Here is a 14,836-nt window from a genome sequence, read left to right as displayed (position 1 = left end):
CTACGTCGGCGGCTGATACGATTTCCGGAGGGAGAATCCTTTACAGATCACGCAGGGGCGGTACAACTACTTCCTTCAAAAGCCTTTCTTGGCGAATCATCGGTAACTTCGCTTCCTGATTTTGCTCCGCAAGTCCGAATCTTAACATGCAGCAGCGCTTTTCGTGCGGCAGCCTGAATTTCGCTATGCTCTGGGATACGATCATTTCGTATAAATGCCGATCTCTTACAAAAAGACCGCCTCACATTATAGAGAAAATCTCCTCAAAGCTCCGCCTGAAGGCGGCCGTGTTAATTGACATGGCCATCAGAACTCCGCTTTAAGATCCGGGAGGTCCGCCAGTATGTTTTGCGGGCATGAGGCAGGGGGGCTTTTGCTTAAGCATTTGCTTCCCTGCTTTCTCCGCTGCCCTTTTTTTGAAAATAAAACCCACAATATGTTCTTCTGAACTAATTTATTCGACGATTTGTATAAAATCCCTTTAAATCCATTCCATGCGTTTCCTCCTTTTTTGAATAAAAATGCAGGAACAGACAAAAAATAACTGGCGTACTAAATAGAAGGAGGATTTCGTTATGGATCAGCAAAACCAGGAACAAATGCAAATCAATCAGGGAAACGAAGGAATGCAGCATATGAATCACGGGGGCCACGAAATTTTCGACATGCACGAAGTGATGTCCGGCATGATCGGCGCGCTCGAGCAATATATGATGTTCAGACAGCATGTCAAAGATCCGGAGCTTCTGGATATTTTAAACAGACAGCACCAGTTTATTTTGTCGCAGTACAACATTACGGCCGAGTGCTTCCGGACAGGACAAAAGCCAAGCCAGGAAACAGCGACTTATATGATGAAACAGGATCGCCAATTCGTATATGGCTTAAAGGAAACACAGCCTAAAAAGCCGAAACAATCGCCTGAAGCCATTGATGATGCCTGTATCAGCAGCTTTATGCTCGGACTTCTTAAATCATGCACTTCCGCCCTCGCAATGGCGGCTCCTGAGGTGACAAATCCGGTCTGCCGAAGAGTGCTGGCGGATCAAATTCCTCACTATATTGAAATGGCCTATGAAGTGTTTCTTTATCAAAACAAACACGGCTATTACCAGGTTCCTCAGCTCGCTCCGCAGGACATGCAAAAAATGCTTTCCGCCTATGCACCTGTCCAGGGACAAATGCAAATGCCGCCGAACAAGGGAGCCGGACAGCAGGGACCGATTCATTAATAAAGAAAAACGGCATTGGAACCCGCAATGCCGTTTTTTCGTATTTTTGTTTAAATTCTTTTTCAAATTCCGTTAATTCTTGATGAACGGCAGCTCTAAAGCCCTTTTTAAAATTTTTTGCCTCCGCCGTTTCTTTCATAATATCGAGGATGATGCCTCTGCCTTTTTTGTTGACAAGCTCATCAATCATATAAAAACTCTGTAAATATATGTCCGATTCAGAATCATCGCGCATCTTTTGCCACTGCCGGTCAGTCTTCAATTTAGCGAGGGGCACGACAGACGGCAAAGTCCGTGTATAGGCAGAATCGTGTGCGGTGGACCATTCCGCGACACCCTCATGAAACCAGAGCGGGTAATCCTCCGGTTCTGAACCGAGCTCCCTGAGCTTTTCATGGAAAGCGTAATGGGTATATTCATGAATCAACACCCGCTTATAAAGAAAGACGGCAAACCCATCATTATTGAAAAGCTGCTCCCTATCCTCAGGGAGCAATCCGATGATGCGCGTTTCTTCAGAATAAAAGCCGGTGATATCTGACAGCTTTGAAAATGCTTCAATTTCTTTGCTGTTTGAGAAAAAGACGAGATCAATACCGTGAAAGCGGGACTGGCCAAAAATGGCCCGATTAAGATCATCGGCATATGTCAGCGTCTCCTTTGTCAGCTCTAATATAGGCTTTTCCTGATCTGAATAATAGATACTGGCATGTTGGTGACGGGTCATGTTCTTTGTTTTCAGCAATTCCCGTTTTTCGGCGCTGCCGGCTGTAACCGCGATCCGGCTTGCCTGGTCTTGATGAAAAAAAACATGCCAGACAGCCGCAGCCAACATCCCCGCCGCCATGATCACAAGAGCCGCTTTTATATGTTTCCCCACGGGCTATACCCCCATTTTAAGAGTATATCTCTTACCTTATGCAGGGATATGTAAAAGTGTGCGTTCGGAAAAAATAAAAAAAAGACCGCGATGGTAAGGATCGACGGTCTTTTTAAAAAACGCGGTTATTTTTGCTCAGGGAACATCCTGCGGGTCATTTGGCCAAATTCGTCAAACAGACCTTTGATTGGTTCGCCATTTTGAATTCTTCTTCCATAATCCTGCATTCTGTCAACAAAATCCGGATTAGCGGAAACATAGACATTATTAATGCTTTTGTCTGTTGCTTTGACCTTATCGGAAATTTTCTTTTTCAAACTTTGTGTAACATCCCCTTGCTTATTTCCCGTCAAAACAACCGCCACATAAGCATTGTTGTCTGTCACGATGACAGACGCATTGTTGACTTCTTTCATGTCAGTGATCTTGTCGGCGATATCGTTAGCTTCTCTCATATTGTTTCCATCGCGGTTATCATCATTGACAAAATTTGCGTTATTCCCATCATTCGCGTTATTCCCATTATTTGCGTCATTGACATCTGTGACATTATTTAAGCCATTGCGGTCATAAGCATCGCGATTATCTCTGTTTGTTACGTTTCTTACATTGTCGTTATTGCGGCCGTTTTCTCCCTGATTCGCCATGCCGCATCCGGCGACGAACAAAAACGGAAGAAGTAAAGCAGCAATCACGCTTTTTTTCTTGTTTAACATGAACAAAATGCCTCCTTTAAATATTTACCTTTAGGTTTTTCTTTTCTCTGTGATTTATTCGTACAAAGATCAATTTCCAAACCCAAATTCTGCTATCATAGTAATGATCTAAAAAAAATCGGGGTTGTACAAATTGAAACGGACTGATGGCTTGCAGAAGGCGGAAAAGATATTTCATGTTTTGCGGATTACGGATTTTGCGGTTCATCCCGAAGAAACGCAGCTTGTATTTGACACAAATAACAATGGAAAATCCAATCTGTGGGCGATGGACTTCCTCATCCATACCCTTATCAGCTCACCTTTTTGAACCAAAATTCAAACGGAATCGCCTACTGTGAAGATGGTTCAGAACTTTTTGCCGGTTTTGACTATGACGGCAATGAAAAAAGCAGTTTATACCGTATTCGATCTAACAGCGGGGAGATGCAGCTGTTGAACGGAAATCAAAAAGACCGCCATTTTGAGCCGGTCCCAGTGAAGGATGCTGTTTATTATTCATCTTCCAGCGGCAATCCCACTTTTTTAAATACATACAGATACGATTTGCAGACAGGAGAAGAACGGCTTGTTTTTGGAGGAAAGGATGGAACATCACTGCTCAGCGATGTCAGTCCGGGCGGGAAAGCCGCAAGTATCCACGTATCCTTCGTCAACAGCCATTCGGTCTGTATGATTCAAACCTCTGACGGAAAAGCAGGACCGGTCGTTCCTGATGAAAAAAAACCGCACATGGTATATTCATCATATTTTCCATCAGACGACATGCTATATGTAACAACGAACTACGATTCCGAATTTTCATATCTTGCGTCATACAGCATTTCTACTGATACATTCACCCCGCTCTTCTCGATAGACAAAACGGAAATGACAGCCATTCAGGCTGATCAGGAAGGAAAATACCTTTATATTGTTGAAAAAAAAGGCGTAAACGATGTGCTGTTCCAATATGACACAAAAACGGGAAACAGCCGTTCTGTAGATTGCCCATGTTCTTCTATCGCCAAGATGGTCTGCGCCCCATCCGGCTCGCTGTACATTCTCGGATCAACACCGACGAAACCGAACAATATATATGTGAAAACAAAAAACGAAGCCGAATGGCGGCAGCTAACAAAACATGCGGTCCCTGGTTTTTTTGAAGATGACCTTTCTTATCCGGAAACAGTCGTTTATCCGTCCTTTGACGGACTGCCGATCGAAGGCTTGCTGTTTAAGCCCGATCCTCAGGATGCAAACGGTTTTACGATCATATGGCCGCACGGCGGTCCGCAGCACTATGAACACCTCAGGTTTTATGATATTTTTCAAATCGCTGCAAAAATGGGCTATCAAGTGTTCGCGCCGAATTTCCGGGGCTCTGCGAACTACGGCTACACGTTTTATCAAATGGTCGAGCAGGATTGGGGAGAAGGGCCGCGTCTCGACATGGTGTACGGAATTGAATGGCTGATCGACCAGAAGCTCGCCGAGCGGGATAAACTGTTTTTGATGTGAGGCAGCTTTGGCGGATATATGGCACTGCTGCTGCACGGGAGACATCCCGAGTATTTCCGTGCTGTCGTTGATATATTCGGGGTCAGCAACCAGCAACCTGTTTACGTTTTACACATCTGTTCCGGCGTTCTGGCGCCCTCTTATGGAGAAATGGGTCGGACATCCGGAGCGCGATCAGGAAAAAATGACAGCCGATTCTCCGATCACATATCTCGAGAATATGACACGGCCGATGCTGATCATCCAAGGCGCAAATGATCCCCGCGTTGTCAAGGAAGAATCCGACCAGATTGTAGACCAGCTGAAGGATCTGGGAAGGGATATTGACTACCTTGTCATGGAAGATGAGGGGCACGGCTTTTCCAAACAGGAAAACAAAGTGATGGCTTTTACCGCTATTTTCAGCTTCTTTGAAAAACACCGGTTAAGCGCTGCCGCCGGAGCTTTAGAATAAAACAAAGACGGTCGGGGGATGGTAATACATAAAAAGGAGGTTAACCATTTGTTCAGAAGAAGAACCGGCATTCACCCCGCTGTTTTAGTTCTCGGATCTGCCGCGCTGACGATGGCTTTTTCATCGGAAATCCGCAAGAGGGTCGCAAGCATGTTTGCAGGCCGAATAAACGGACAGCGTCTGAAAAGCTCAGCGAAAGACATGATGATGAATCCGGCCGATTTGATCAAGCAGGCATTCAATCCCGGAAGCCAAATGCAAAGCGGTCAAGGCAGCCCACAGCATCAGGCGGATCATAACGCCAATCAAGATTCATCAAGCTTCACGACCGCAAATCAAACTAATGCGCCATTTCATGACGAGCAGCCGTGGAGCCAAACAAACCGCACATATTAGCAAAAAACCCGCACACGCTTAAACAAGCGGTGCGGGTCCTTTTTTAGATTTCAGCTTCGATAATATTTGTGCGGTCATGATACGTGTCTGTTTCAAGCTCCTTTGTCACCTTACTTGTGACAAGGCCGGACGTCATGCTGCCGCTGACATTAAGTGCCGTACGCCCCATATCGATGAGCGGTTCGACTGAAATCAGCAATCCTGCAAGCGCAACCGGCATATTTAAAGCCGATAAGACGAGAAGCGCCGCAAATGTAGCACCGCCGCCGACGCCTGCTACACCGAAAGAGCTGATGGCAACAACGGCAATCACGGTGATGAGGAATGACGGATCAAGCGGATTTTGGCCAATCGTCGGCGCGATCATGATCGCAAGCATCGCGGGATATATCCCTGCACAGCCGTTTTGGCCGATCGACAGGCCGAATGAACCGGCAAAGTTTGCGATTCCTTCAGGAACACCGAGGCTTCTTTGCGTTTTAATGTTCAAAGGCAAAGCGCCTGCGCTTGATCTTGAAGTGAACGCAAAAATGAGCACCGGCAATGCTTTTTTCAAGTATGTCACAGGATTCAGTCCGCTGATTGTAATCAGCAGCAAATGAATGATGAACATCACGATCAGCGCCACATAAGACGCGAGTACAAATTTCCCGAGCTTGACGATGCTGTCGAGATCGCTTGTGGCGATCGTATTTGTCATAATCGCCAATACCCCGTAAGGTGTCAGCCTCAAAATCAGTGTCACAACACGCATGACGATCGCATAGACGGCATCAACCATTTTTTTAAAGAGCTCTGCTTGCTCAGGCTGTTTTTTCTTGACGCCAAGGTATGCCATCCCCAGAATTGCGGCGAAAATAACGACCGCGATCGTTGATGTCGGTCTTGCCCCCGTAAAGTCTAAGAATGGATTTCCCGGTAGCAGCTCGACAATCTGCTGAGGAAGCGTTTTGGCTTCCATCGCCTGCGATTTTTGTTCCAATTCAGCGCCTCTCGAAGTTTCTGCACTGCCCTGGTCAACATGGACGGCCTTGAGATCAAAAGAAAGCGCTGATGCAATTCCCACCGCCGCGGCGACAGCAGTCGTTGCAATCAGAATGCCGATGATAAGGCCGCTGATTTTCCCGATGTTATTTGTCAATTTAAGTTTTGTAAAAGCCCCTAAAATCGAGATGAAAACAAGCGGCATAACAACCATCTGCAAAAACTTGACATAGCCGCTGCCGGCAATGTTGTACCAATCTGATGTCTGAGTCAGCGTTTCTGAAGACGAACCATATATAAAATGCAAAGCAAACCCAAAGACAATTCCGAGCCCCAGAGCGGTAAACACTCTCTTGGAAAACGAAACATGTTTTTTTTGCATCATATAAAGGAGCGCCATCAGGCCAAGCATGACGAGAATATTTATAATAACGAAAAATGCCATAATAACAAAAGCACCCCCAGAATTTTTTTACATTAGAAAACTATAGTATAATAAAGCTTATTGGTCAAGTAGGAATTAACGATATTCACCATTCTTTACAATCGTATGATCGGAGCACGGCGAAAAGTTGTTATTCCCCGATTTCTTTAAGCGGAACAAACGTTGGAAGCTGAGCTCCTTTGAATTCTTTTTTGATAAATTCGGCAGTATCGTCAGACTGATACAATTTGACAATCTTTTGTAAATCTTCGCTGTTCCGGTCTTCTGTTCTGGCGGCGATGATATTGATGTACGGCGTAGCTGTTTCGTCTTCAAGCTCAATCGAATCTTTGACCGGATTCAGCCCGGCATCGACCGCGATTCCGTTATTGATGACAGAGGCAGCAACATCGGGAAGCGCCCGCGGCGTCTGTTCTGCGGCTACTGTCGTGATCTCAAGCTTCTTGGGATTTTTCTTGATCGCATCAAGCGTACCATTGCCGTCAAAGCCGTCTTTCAATTGCAGCAAACCGGCCTGCTGCAGGAGAAGAAGCGCTCTTCCCATGTTTGTCGCTTCACTCGGAACTGCGATTTTTGCGCCGTCTGGAATGTCCTTAACCGATTTGTAATGATCCGAATAAATGCCCATCGGCGCGATGATTGTCGTCCCGACCGGTGATAAATCAAGATTGCGCTCTTTTTTAAATGAATTGAAATAGGATATCGTCTGAAAGGCGTTTGCGTCAATGTCTCCGCTTGCCAAGGCCATATTCGGCTGAACATAGTCCGAATATTTGACGATTTCAATTTTCAAGCCTTCCTTTTCGGCTTTTTTCTTCACATAATCCCATACCCTTGTATCCGTCCCGCTGACACCGATTTTAATGGTTCCGCTTTCCGAATTTGAGCATCCGGCAAACACACTTATAATGAAAAGAAAAATCGTAATAAAAGCAAATTTTTTCATAGCTGCATACCTCTCTTTTTATCGTCTTCTTAATTTTTTGGACAGCACATTCCCTGATGACTGCAATCCTTGAACAACAATGACAAGTATCGCCACCGTCACGATCATCGTCATGGTATCAAATCTCTGGTAGCCGTATGTAATCGCCAAATCCCCAAGCCCGCCGGCGCCTATTGCTCCTGCCATCGCTGAAGCCCCGACCAAGCCTACAGTCGCAACTGTAAAGCTTAACACTAAAGAACCAAGTGCTTCCGGAATCAAAAACCGGAAAATGATCTGCCGCGGCGTCGCTCCCATTGCTTCGGCAGCTTCAATCACCCCCGGCTCCACTTCAAGCAGCGAATTTTCGACAAGCCTTGCGATATACGGTCCGGCATAAAACGTAAGCGGAACAACCGCCGCCCATGTCCCGATCGAAGTTCCCACAATCAGCCGCGTAATCGGAATCAAAGCGACCATTAAGATGATAAACGGAACAGATCGGAAAATATTGATGATGACATTAATCACCGTAAAAACCGCTGTATTTTCGAGGAGATGCCCCTTTCTTGTCACAACGAGGAGAATCCCGAGCGGAATACCGATAATGCTTGAAAACAGAAGCGAGAAAATCGTCATTTGAATCGTTTCGACCAGCGCGTCGATGATTTGGCCATATGTAACAAGCATGTCAATTAACCTCCTTGACTCGAATGTTTTCTGTTGCGACGAAATCGAGCGCCCGCCTGATTTCACCGTCCTCCCCCTGCAGTTCGACCGTCATGCTTCCAAAAGGAATTCCCTGCAGCTCCGTTATCGTTCCGTGTAGAATATTAACATCAACATCGAAACGCTTTGATACTTGGGAAAGCAACGGCCTTTCTGATGATTCCCCGACAAATTGAAATTGATAGAGATGCTTTTTATTTAATTTTTGGATCGACTCGGGAATCTCATGATCAATGGCCGAACGGATAAAATTTTTGGCCGTTTCCGTTTTCGGAGCGGAAAAAACGTCAAATACGCTGCCTGATTCAATGATTTTTCCTTTTTCAATCACCGCGACTTTGTCGCAAATTTCCCTTGCGACATTCATTTCATGGGTGATTAACAGAATCGTGATGTTGTATTGTTCATTGACGCGCTTTAACAGCTTGAGAATGTCGCTCGTCGTTTGCGGATCAAGCGCAGAGGTCGCTTCATCACAAAGCAGAACCTCCGGATTTGTCGCTAGTGCCCGTGCGATGCCGACCCGCTGTTTCTGCCCTCCTGAAAGCTGATCCGGATAGGCGCCGGCTTTGTCCTCGAGACCGACAAACCGAAGCAGCTCTGTCACCTTTTGTTTGATTTCGGCTTTCGGCGTTTTCACGAGCGCCAGCGGCGCTGCCACATTCGCAAAAATCGTTTTCGAATTTAAAAGATTAAAATGCTGAAAAACCATTCCGATTTTCCGTTTCACAGAACGTATTTCGCTTTTCGACAAGGACGTTAAATCCTGACCGCCTACCAAAACCTTTCCCGCCGTCGGTTTTTCCAGAAAATTAACGCAGCGGATCAGCGTGCTTTTGCCCGCTCCGCTAAATCCGATCACACCGTATATGTCTCCTTTATTAACATGAAGGTCTATGCCATTCAGCGCCCGGATTTTCTCTCCGCCTCTGTCATAGACCTTTTCAACTCCCTGAAATGTAATCATGGTCATCCCTCCGCTGTTTTTGAATAACAAAAAAGGCTTCCTCTTTTGAAAATAAGAAGAAGCCTTTAGACTCAGGTAAAATAGAGTGCATCCGCTCTTCTTATCTTCCAAGCCTAATATCGGCTTGTTGGAGTTGGCACAGTATTCTGTTTCGCACAGAACCCGCTGCCGAGGCTTCATAGGGCCAATTCCCTCCGCCTCTCTGAATAAGAAGTATGTTGTGTATGAAGTTTTACCTAACTTTACAGCTTCTTTGAGGTGTTGTCAATTGAATATTTAAAAATTTCAGGAAGATAGCACAGCCCGAATCAAAACTTTTACCGGTATGAACGCCTGCTGTTTTAAGAAAAATCTGCCGCCGCATATTTTTTCAAAAAAATTGCGTTTAACAGTTGTAATTTCGCTTAAACACTGGTAAAGTAAAGGTAATTATTTTTGTTCGAACTATCTTTAAGAAGAAAGTTTTGTAAGAGTTTTCGTCTTGGAAGTTTGTTTTAGAGCAAGAATAGTGAATTTAAGCGTTATCGCTTTAGGAGGAAATTTCATGCTAGAAGGTAAAGTAAAATGGTTCAACTCTGAAAAAGGTTTCGGATTCATCGAAGTTGAAGGACAAGACGATGTATTCGTTCATTTCTCTGCTATTCAAGGCGAAGGCTTCAAAACTTTGGAAGAAGGCCAATCTGTATCTTTCGAAATCGTTGAAGGAAACCGCGGACCGCAAGCTGCTAACGTAACAAAAGCGTAAGCTGTGAACCGCTGATCTTCATACGGGACTGCTGACTGAATGTCAGCAGTCTTTTATTTTAAAAAAGCCTCATGCCCGGAAAACAGGCGTGAGGCTTTTTTGCGGCTTATGAAGCGATGTCTCTCTTTGTGAATACACCGAAGGCGAGCACTTGAAAAACGATAAAATAGACAGCCAGCACCGCGATCGAGAATCCCAGCGTCATTCCTGAAACAAGCGGAACTCCGTCAAAGTATTGGGTGAGATCTGTGTTGGCAAATAAGATGTATTTCACCCAGTCAAATTTTACTGCGAGAAGATTTGTTACCGTACCGCCCACAGCTAAAAGGAAAATCGAAATGCCTACAGCAAGTGAACTGTTTCTGAAAACCGCTGAAATCATAAAGGCCATGGTCGACATCATCAAGAGCGAGATTGAATTCAGCAAATAGCTGCCGGCCAGGTGCAATAAAAGACTTTTTTCTTGAACGCTTCCGTTGGCATACACCAAGTGTACCTGGCTGCCATCACCCGCTCCGAACAAAGCAAGACCTGTAATGCCCGCGCTTGCAAACAATATGAAAAGCAAAGCCAATGCAAACAGCAGGACTGTTACATATTTTGCGAGCAGAATTTTAAAGCGGCTGATCGGCCGGATGACAAGCAGCTTCACCGTTCCCCAGCTGAATTCATTCGCAACGATTCCCGCCGCCACCGTAATCACAAACAGTCCGGCGAAGGAGATCACATCACTGGCATCGCTGATGAACGACAGTGCCGAATACTTTCCATCTTCCGGCAAATCATGCTTGATTCGATACTCATTAATCGCGGTCGATCTTTCGTAGCTTTTTTCAAGAGCCGGATTGCTGACTCCTTTAAGCTGTTCCTTCATATCCGCATTTTCCTGCGCCAGTTCCTTTTTCCAGTCTGCGTTTTGATCTGTCTCTCCGATCGTCTTTGTCAGAATGCCCAATCCGATCACAGATAGCAGCAATATCCCGATCATGAAGTATGTTCCTTTTCGGTTGAAAATCTTGATCCATTCATTAACGATGAGATTGAACATGCTGAGCCTCCCCCTTATCTGCGGTGATTTCCAGGAATCTGTCTTCCAATGATTTGTTAACGGCTTTTACTTCATATAAGCGGGCCCCGCTGTCGGTTAAATGTTTAATAAAATCAGGCACATCGTCTTTCCGGAGGCTGAGCTCAATGCCGTTTTCCGCTTTTTCAATTTTCATATCCCCGAAAGCCGCGGCCTGCCGTATCAGGGATTCAGTATCGTCAGCTTGAATATAATAGCGTTTTTCCTCATCGGCGGCAGGGACATGTACTTGCTGAATGTCGCGCAGTTTGCCGTTTTGAATGATCCCGATTCTGTCGCACATCAGCTCCATTTCTGAAAGCAGGTGGCTTGAAACGATGACCGCCATACCTTTTTCCCTTGCCAGCTTCCGCAAATAATCACGAATCTCCCGAATACCGGCCGGATCAAGACCGTTTGTGGGCTCATCAAGGATCAAGAGCTTCGGATCGTGCAGAAGGCTTTGGGCGAGACCGAGCCTTTGCCTCATACCTAAAGAGTATGTTTTGACCTTATCGTGGATTCTGTTCTTCAGTCCGACTAACTCGACGATTTCGTCAATTTTCTTTTTTGTCACGCCTTTTGTCATGCGCGCGTATTGCTGAAGGTTTTGATATCCCGTTAAAAATTTATACAGTTCAGGATTTTCAACGATCGCTCCGAGATGGCCGGCAGCCTGTTCAAAATGGTCTTTTACGCTTACTCCGCACACGGCGATCTCCCCGGCGGAGATGCTCATATGGCCGACAATCATCCTGATCGTTGTCGTTTTGCCGGCGCCGTTCGGCCCTAAAAAGCCGAAGATCTCCCCGGCGCGCACGTCAAAACTCAATCCATCGATAATTTTCTTTCCTCTGATTGTTTTTGAGACGTTTTTTAATTGCAGCAGTGTTTCCACACACTTCTCCTCCCGCCATTTGAAGATGAATTATGATTTTTCTTCGATAAACTGTTTAAGCCATTGTAAAAGCGACAATCCGGATTCTTCACGAAGTTCTTCGACATCCTTTTTTTCCTCAATCCGTCCGTTGAAGACGACGATCACCTCATCCAAAATCTGTTCGATTTCCTGAATCTCGTGCGTGGCAATGATAACCGTCTGCTTTTCAAGCTCCAGGTATGTGAGAAGGCTCTTTACAATCGATTCCCTGACCATTGGATCAAGGCCTGAAAGGGGTTCGTCAAGGAGCAGAACCGGTGCATCACGCGCTAATGTCAGCGCCAGCTTCAGCCTGCCCCTGTTTCCTTTGGAAAGCTTTCCGATTATTTTATCCTCATCGATTTTCATTTCTTGTAGAAGGTAAAAAGCCTTATCCCGCTGAAAATCGGCAAACTGGCTTCCATAAAAATCGATCATATCCTTTACACGGAAAGGATCATAAAACATATCGAGCTCTGTTAAATAGGCGATGCTTCCCGTCAAGTTCCGCGCCGCCGGCTTGCCATCGATCAACACCGTTCCCGAATCCGGAAAAGAGAGGCCTGTGATCAGCTTTAAGATTGTTGATTTGCCGCTGCCGTTCGGTCCGGCCAATCCATATATTTTGCCGGGAGACAAAGACAGATCGGCGCCTTTGAGTGCATAGCCTGTGCCGTACTTTTTCGTGACGTTTTTCAGCTCAATGTTCATTTGGATCTCCTTTCTGCAAATAACGGTCGAGTTCGGACAGCATATCCTGTTTAGACAAACCGAGCTCTTCCATGCTTTGCACAAATTGTCCGATGACCTCAGCCCGCATCTCCCGCTTCAACTCATCGATCACTTCCGTATTTTCCACAACAAACGTTCCCTGTCCCCTCCTGGTCTCCACGACTCCCATCCTTTCCATTTCATTGTAGGTCCTTTGAATCGTATTCGGATTTACTTGCGTCTGCACAGCCAGTTCCCGGACGGAAGGCAGTTTTTCTCCCGGCTTAATCTCTTCGCGGACCATTTTTTTTAAAAGCTGTTCGGCAATTTGCTTATAGATCGGCTTTGAAGCGGAAAAATCATTCGCCATCACATTTACACCTCAACTCTTCTATCAAGTATTTTGCCGGAGAAATAGAAGAGACAGAAGCCTAACACTGCGTAATACAGCAGGAGAACACCCGGAAGATCAATTTTGGAAAATGAAACGGTCCATCCCGAATCTTGATAGTAGTGAAATTTGAAATTCATTTTTAAGGAAAGGCTCCAAAACTTCTGTGCAGACTCGAACAGTCCGCTCTTGATGAACAGCCCCTCCAGCAATCCATAGGCATTGTAGATGAATAAAGGAATAAGCCAGCGGATTTTTTTGATAGCGGGATATTTTCTGAGAGCTTCATATATCGTCCATAAAAACATCACCCATATGGCAAAAAACACTGATTCTAAAAAAGCCGCGATGTTGACAAGAAACAAATCTGAAACAGAAAACATACTGTCAGCTACAGGTCTCAGAAAGCCTCTCACAATCAAGCCGAACATAAACAGAATCACCTGGGAAGCCAATTGATAAACGGCGGCTGCCGCAAGCTTTGACAGCAGCAAAACCGCACCCTTGTTCGGATTGTAGAGCCATAGCTGCGTTTTTCCTTCTAAACGGAGCTGGCTGATGATCATGAGAGGGCAAAACAGAGAATGAAACAACAAGATGGTGACAAAAGCCCCGAACAGCGCCATTGGTTCGCCTGTATAATGAGCAAACGCAAAGCTTGCAAAGATCGCCAAAAGCATACAAAACATCCATGTCACAGACCAAAATCTTGAGATGAGCAAATCTTTTTTAAATAAACCGCTGAAAGATTTCAAACGATACCCTCCCCTATATCTCTGTACCAGTGTACTACATCAATAGTACACTGGTACAGAAGAAAATACAATCAATGTGTAAAAAAATCCATAAAAAAAGCAAACCCGCTGATATTCAGCGAATCTGCTTTTAATCCTGCTTACGCTTTTGCATGGATTTTAATGCATTTCTATAGTCCATGTCATCCATCTGCGTTTTTTCAGGCTGATGCTGTTCTTTAGGCTGATGAAGCTTTTGCAGCGTCTTCCGGTATGTCTGATCATCCATGACATACCGGTCATCTTCAGAAGCGCGCTCAAGCGTCTCTTTCACGGGTTCTTCAGGCTGCGGCGCCTCGAGGACATCCCCAGCCCTGGCGGACTCCGCCTCATGCTGTTCAGGCTCGTCTTTACCCGGAGATGCAGATCGCACATTAAACACGATAAGACCGATAATGACGATGATTGCAGCTATAATGGTCAAAATAATGGTCATATCAACCACTCCTTACTGCCCGTTGACAAAACGGTCTGTCACCTGTGTGACACGTCTGCCCAAAGCCCGTCCCAGTTCAAGACCTTCCTCGGAAATCAATTCATCGCTGTCAACCGGACAGGTAATGCCCACTCCGTAATATGATCCGTATAAAGCATTTTCCGGCACATTTCCAGGCAAACCGACAACCATCATTCCTTGATGAAGCATCGGGGTGATCAGATTGAGCATTGTCGCTTCAAGTCCGCCGTGAGTCGTTGCCGTTGTGCAGAAGACTGCTCCGACCTTGTTGATCAGCTTTCCTTCGGCCCAAAGGTAGCCCAATCTGTCGATCCAGGATTTTAAACCTGAGCTGATCGTGCCGAAATGGCCGGGACATCCCCAAATGATCGCATCCATATCCTCAAGCTTTCTGATGTCCGCCTGGCTGACATGGTCGATCAGCACCTCTGCTCCTTCTGTTTCTCCAGCGCCTTCAGCGATGGATTGGGCTAATTTTTTCGTATGCTCGCCTTCACTGTCATAAACAACATAGATTTTCATATT

Annotated in this window: 17 protein-coding genes and 1 riboswitch; of the genes, 5 read left to right on the top strand and 12 right to left on the bottom strand. The window is 45.6% G+C overall.

All coding sequences use genetic code 11. The features are described 5' to 3' along the window. Positions 1–575 precede the first annotated feature (575 nt). Positions 576–1,232 carry a spore coat protein gene (locus R5H20_RS05180; protein ID WP_006636581.1) on the top strand — a complete coding sequence of 219 codons (657 nt, stop codon included), beginning with the start codon at positions 576–578 and terminating at the stop codon, positions 1,230–1,232. A 1,005-nt stretch (positions 1,233–2,237) separates the two neighbouring features. On the opposite strand, the gene R5H20_RS05175 is transcribed toward R5H20_RS05180, so the two are convergent. Further along, a complete protein-coding gene (locus R5H20_RS05175) occupies positions 2,238–2,828 on the bottom strand; it encodes a YhcN/YlaJ family sporulation lipoprotein (RefSeq protein WP_006636579.1) in 591 nt (196 codons plus the stop codon). 261 nt (positions 2,829–3,089) lie between these two features. Here R5H20_RS05175 and R5H20_RS05170 point away from each other — a divergent pair, with 261 nt between their 5' ends. The 3 genes from R5H20_RS05170 to R5H20_RS05160 are packed head-to-tail and all read left to right on the top strand — an operon-like array spanning position 3,090 to position 5,178. After that, positions 3,090–4,328 (top strand): alpha/beta hydrolase family protein, encoded by a 1,239-nt coding sequence (locus R5H20_RS05170; RefSeq protein ID WP_254726451.1) that lies wholly within the window; start codon positions 3,090–3,092, stop codon positions 4,326–4,328. A 7-nt stretch (positions 4,329–4,335) separates the two neighbouring features. Beyond that, the gene (locus tag R5H20_RS05165) at positions 4,336–4,782 is read left to right on the top strand and encodes an alpha/beta hydrolase family protein (protein WP_254726455.1); all 447 of its coding nucleotides are present in this window, start codon (positions 4,336–4,338) and stop codon (positions 4,780–4,782) included. A gap of 48 nt (positions 4,783–4,830) precedes the next feature. Continuing rightward, the gene (locus R5H20_RS05160) at positions 4,831–5,178 is read left to right on the top strand and encodes a hypothetical protein (protein WP_224254467.1); all 348 of its coding nucleotides are present in this window, start codon (positions 4,831–4,833) and stop codon (positions 5,176–5,178) included. 43 nt (positions 5,179–5,221) lie between these two features. Here the strand turns inward: R5H20_RS05160 and R5H20_RS05155 are convergent, their stop codons facing one another. From R5H20_RS05155 to R5H20_RS05140, 4 genes are all read right to left on the bottom strand, one after another. Beyond that, positions 5,222–6,607, bottom strand: a complete 1,386-nt coding sequence (locus tag R5H20_RS05155) for an L-cystine transporter (protein ID WP_006636577.1) — start codon at positions 6,605–6,607, stop codon at positions 5,222–5,224. Positions 6,608–6,737: 130 nt separating this feature from the next. Then, positions 6,738–7,553, bottom strand: coding sequence for a MetQ/NlpA family ABC transporter substrate-binding protein (locus tag R5H20_RS05150; RefSeq protein WP_006636576.1), 816 nt, complete (start codon positions 7,551–7,553; stop codon positions 6,738–6,740). An 18-nt stretch (positions 7,554–7,571) separates the two neighbouring features. Beyond that, a complete protein-coding gene (locus tag R5H20_RS05145; RefSeq protein ID WP_006636575.1) occupies positions 7,572–8,222 on the bottom strand; it encodes a methionine ABC transporter permease in 651 nt (216 codons plus the stop codon). A gap of 1 nt (position 8,223) precedes the next feature. Beyond that, positions 8,224–9,228, bottom strand: coding sequence for a methionine ABC transporter ATP-binding protein (locus R5H20_RS05140; RefSeq protein WP_029419085.1), 1,005 nt, complete (start codon positions 9,226–9,228; stop codon positions 8,224–8,226). Positions 9,229–9,325: 97 nt separating this feature from the next. After that, a riboswitch (SAM riboswitch) is annotated at positions 9,326–9,441 on the bottom strand. Between the two features lie 331 nt (positions 9,442–9,772). On the opposite strand from R5H20_RS05140, the gene cspB reads away from it, so the two are divergent. Next, complete coding sequence (gene cspB / locus R5H20_RS05135) at positions 9,773–9,973, top strand: cold shock-like protein CspB (RefSeq protein WP_003155376.1); 201 nt, start codon at positions 9,773–9,775, stop codon at positions 9,971–9,973. Between the two features lie 106 nt (positions 9,974–10,079). On the opposite strand, the gene R5H20_RS05130 is transcribed toward cspB, so the two are convergent. The 7 genes from R5H20_RS05130 to R5H20_RS05100 all read right to left on the bottom strand — a co-directional run bounded on the left by R5H20_RS05130 (position 10,080) and on the right by R5H20_RS05100 (position 14,833). Beyond that, positions 10,080–11,021: an ABC transporter permease gene (locus tag R5H20_RS05130; RefSeq protein WP_006636573.1), complete on the bottom strand. Its 942-nt coding sequence runs from the start codon at positions 11,019–11,021 to the stop codon at positions 10,080–10,082. Then, positions 11,002–11,937, bottom strand: a complete 936-nt coding sequence (locus R5H20_RS05125) for an ABC transporter ATP-binding protein (protein ID WP_006636572.1) — start codon at positions 11,935–11,937, stop codon at positions 11,002–11,004. Before R5H20_RS05125 ends, R5H20_RS05130 begins: the two co-directional genes overlap by 20 nt. Positions 11,938–11,967: 30 nt before the next feature. Next, a complete protein-coding gene (locus tag R5H20_RS05120) occupies positions 11,968–12,669 on the bottom strand; it encodes an ABC transporter ATP-binding protein (protein ID WP_006636571.1) in 702 nt (233 codons plus the stop codon). Further along, complete coding sequence (locus tag R5H20_RS05115) at positions 12,659–13,039, bottom strand: GntR family transcriptional regulator (protein ID WP_006636570.1); 381 nt, start codon at positions 13,037–13,039, stop codon at positions 12,659–12,661. The genes R5H20_RS05120 and R5H20_RS05115 overlap by 11 nt, the downstream gene beginning before the upstream one ends. Before the next feature lie 5 nt (positions 13,040–13,044). Then, positions 13,045–13,815, bottom strand: coding sequence for a hypothetical protein (locus tag R5H20_RS05110; protein ID WP_006636569.1), 771 nt, complete (start codon positions 13,813–13,815; stop codon positions 13,045–13,047). Between the two features lie 130 nt (positions 13,816–13,945). Beyond that, complete coding sequence (locus R5H20_RS05105; RefSeq protein ID WP_029419090.1) at positions 13,946–14,290, bottom strand: hypothetical protein; 345 nt, start codon at positions 14,288–14,290, stop codon at positions 13,946–13,948. A 12-nt stretch (positions 14,291–14,302) separates the two neighbouring features. Then, the gene (locus tag R5H20_RS05100) at positions 14,303–14,833 is read right to left on the bottom strand and encodes an NAD(P)H-dependent oxidoreductase (protein WP_006636567.1); all 531 of its coding nucleotides are present in this window, start codon (positions 14,831–14,833) and stop codon (positions 14,303–14,305) included. Positions 14,834–14,836: the final 3 nt, after the last annotated feature.

It is taken from the genome of Bacillus sp. KICET-3, assembly GCF_033261025.1.
GTDB classification, from domain to species: domain Bacteria; phylum Bacillota; class Bacilli; order Bacillales; family Bacillaceae; genus Bacillus; species Bacillus sonorensis.
The sequence above is the reverse complement of the archived record's forward strand: the minus strand, read 5'-3'. Positions and strand labels throughout refer to the sequence as shown.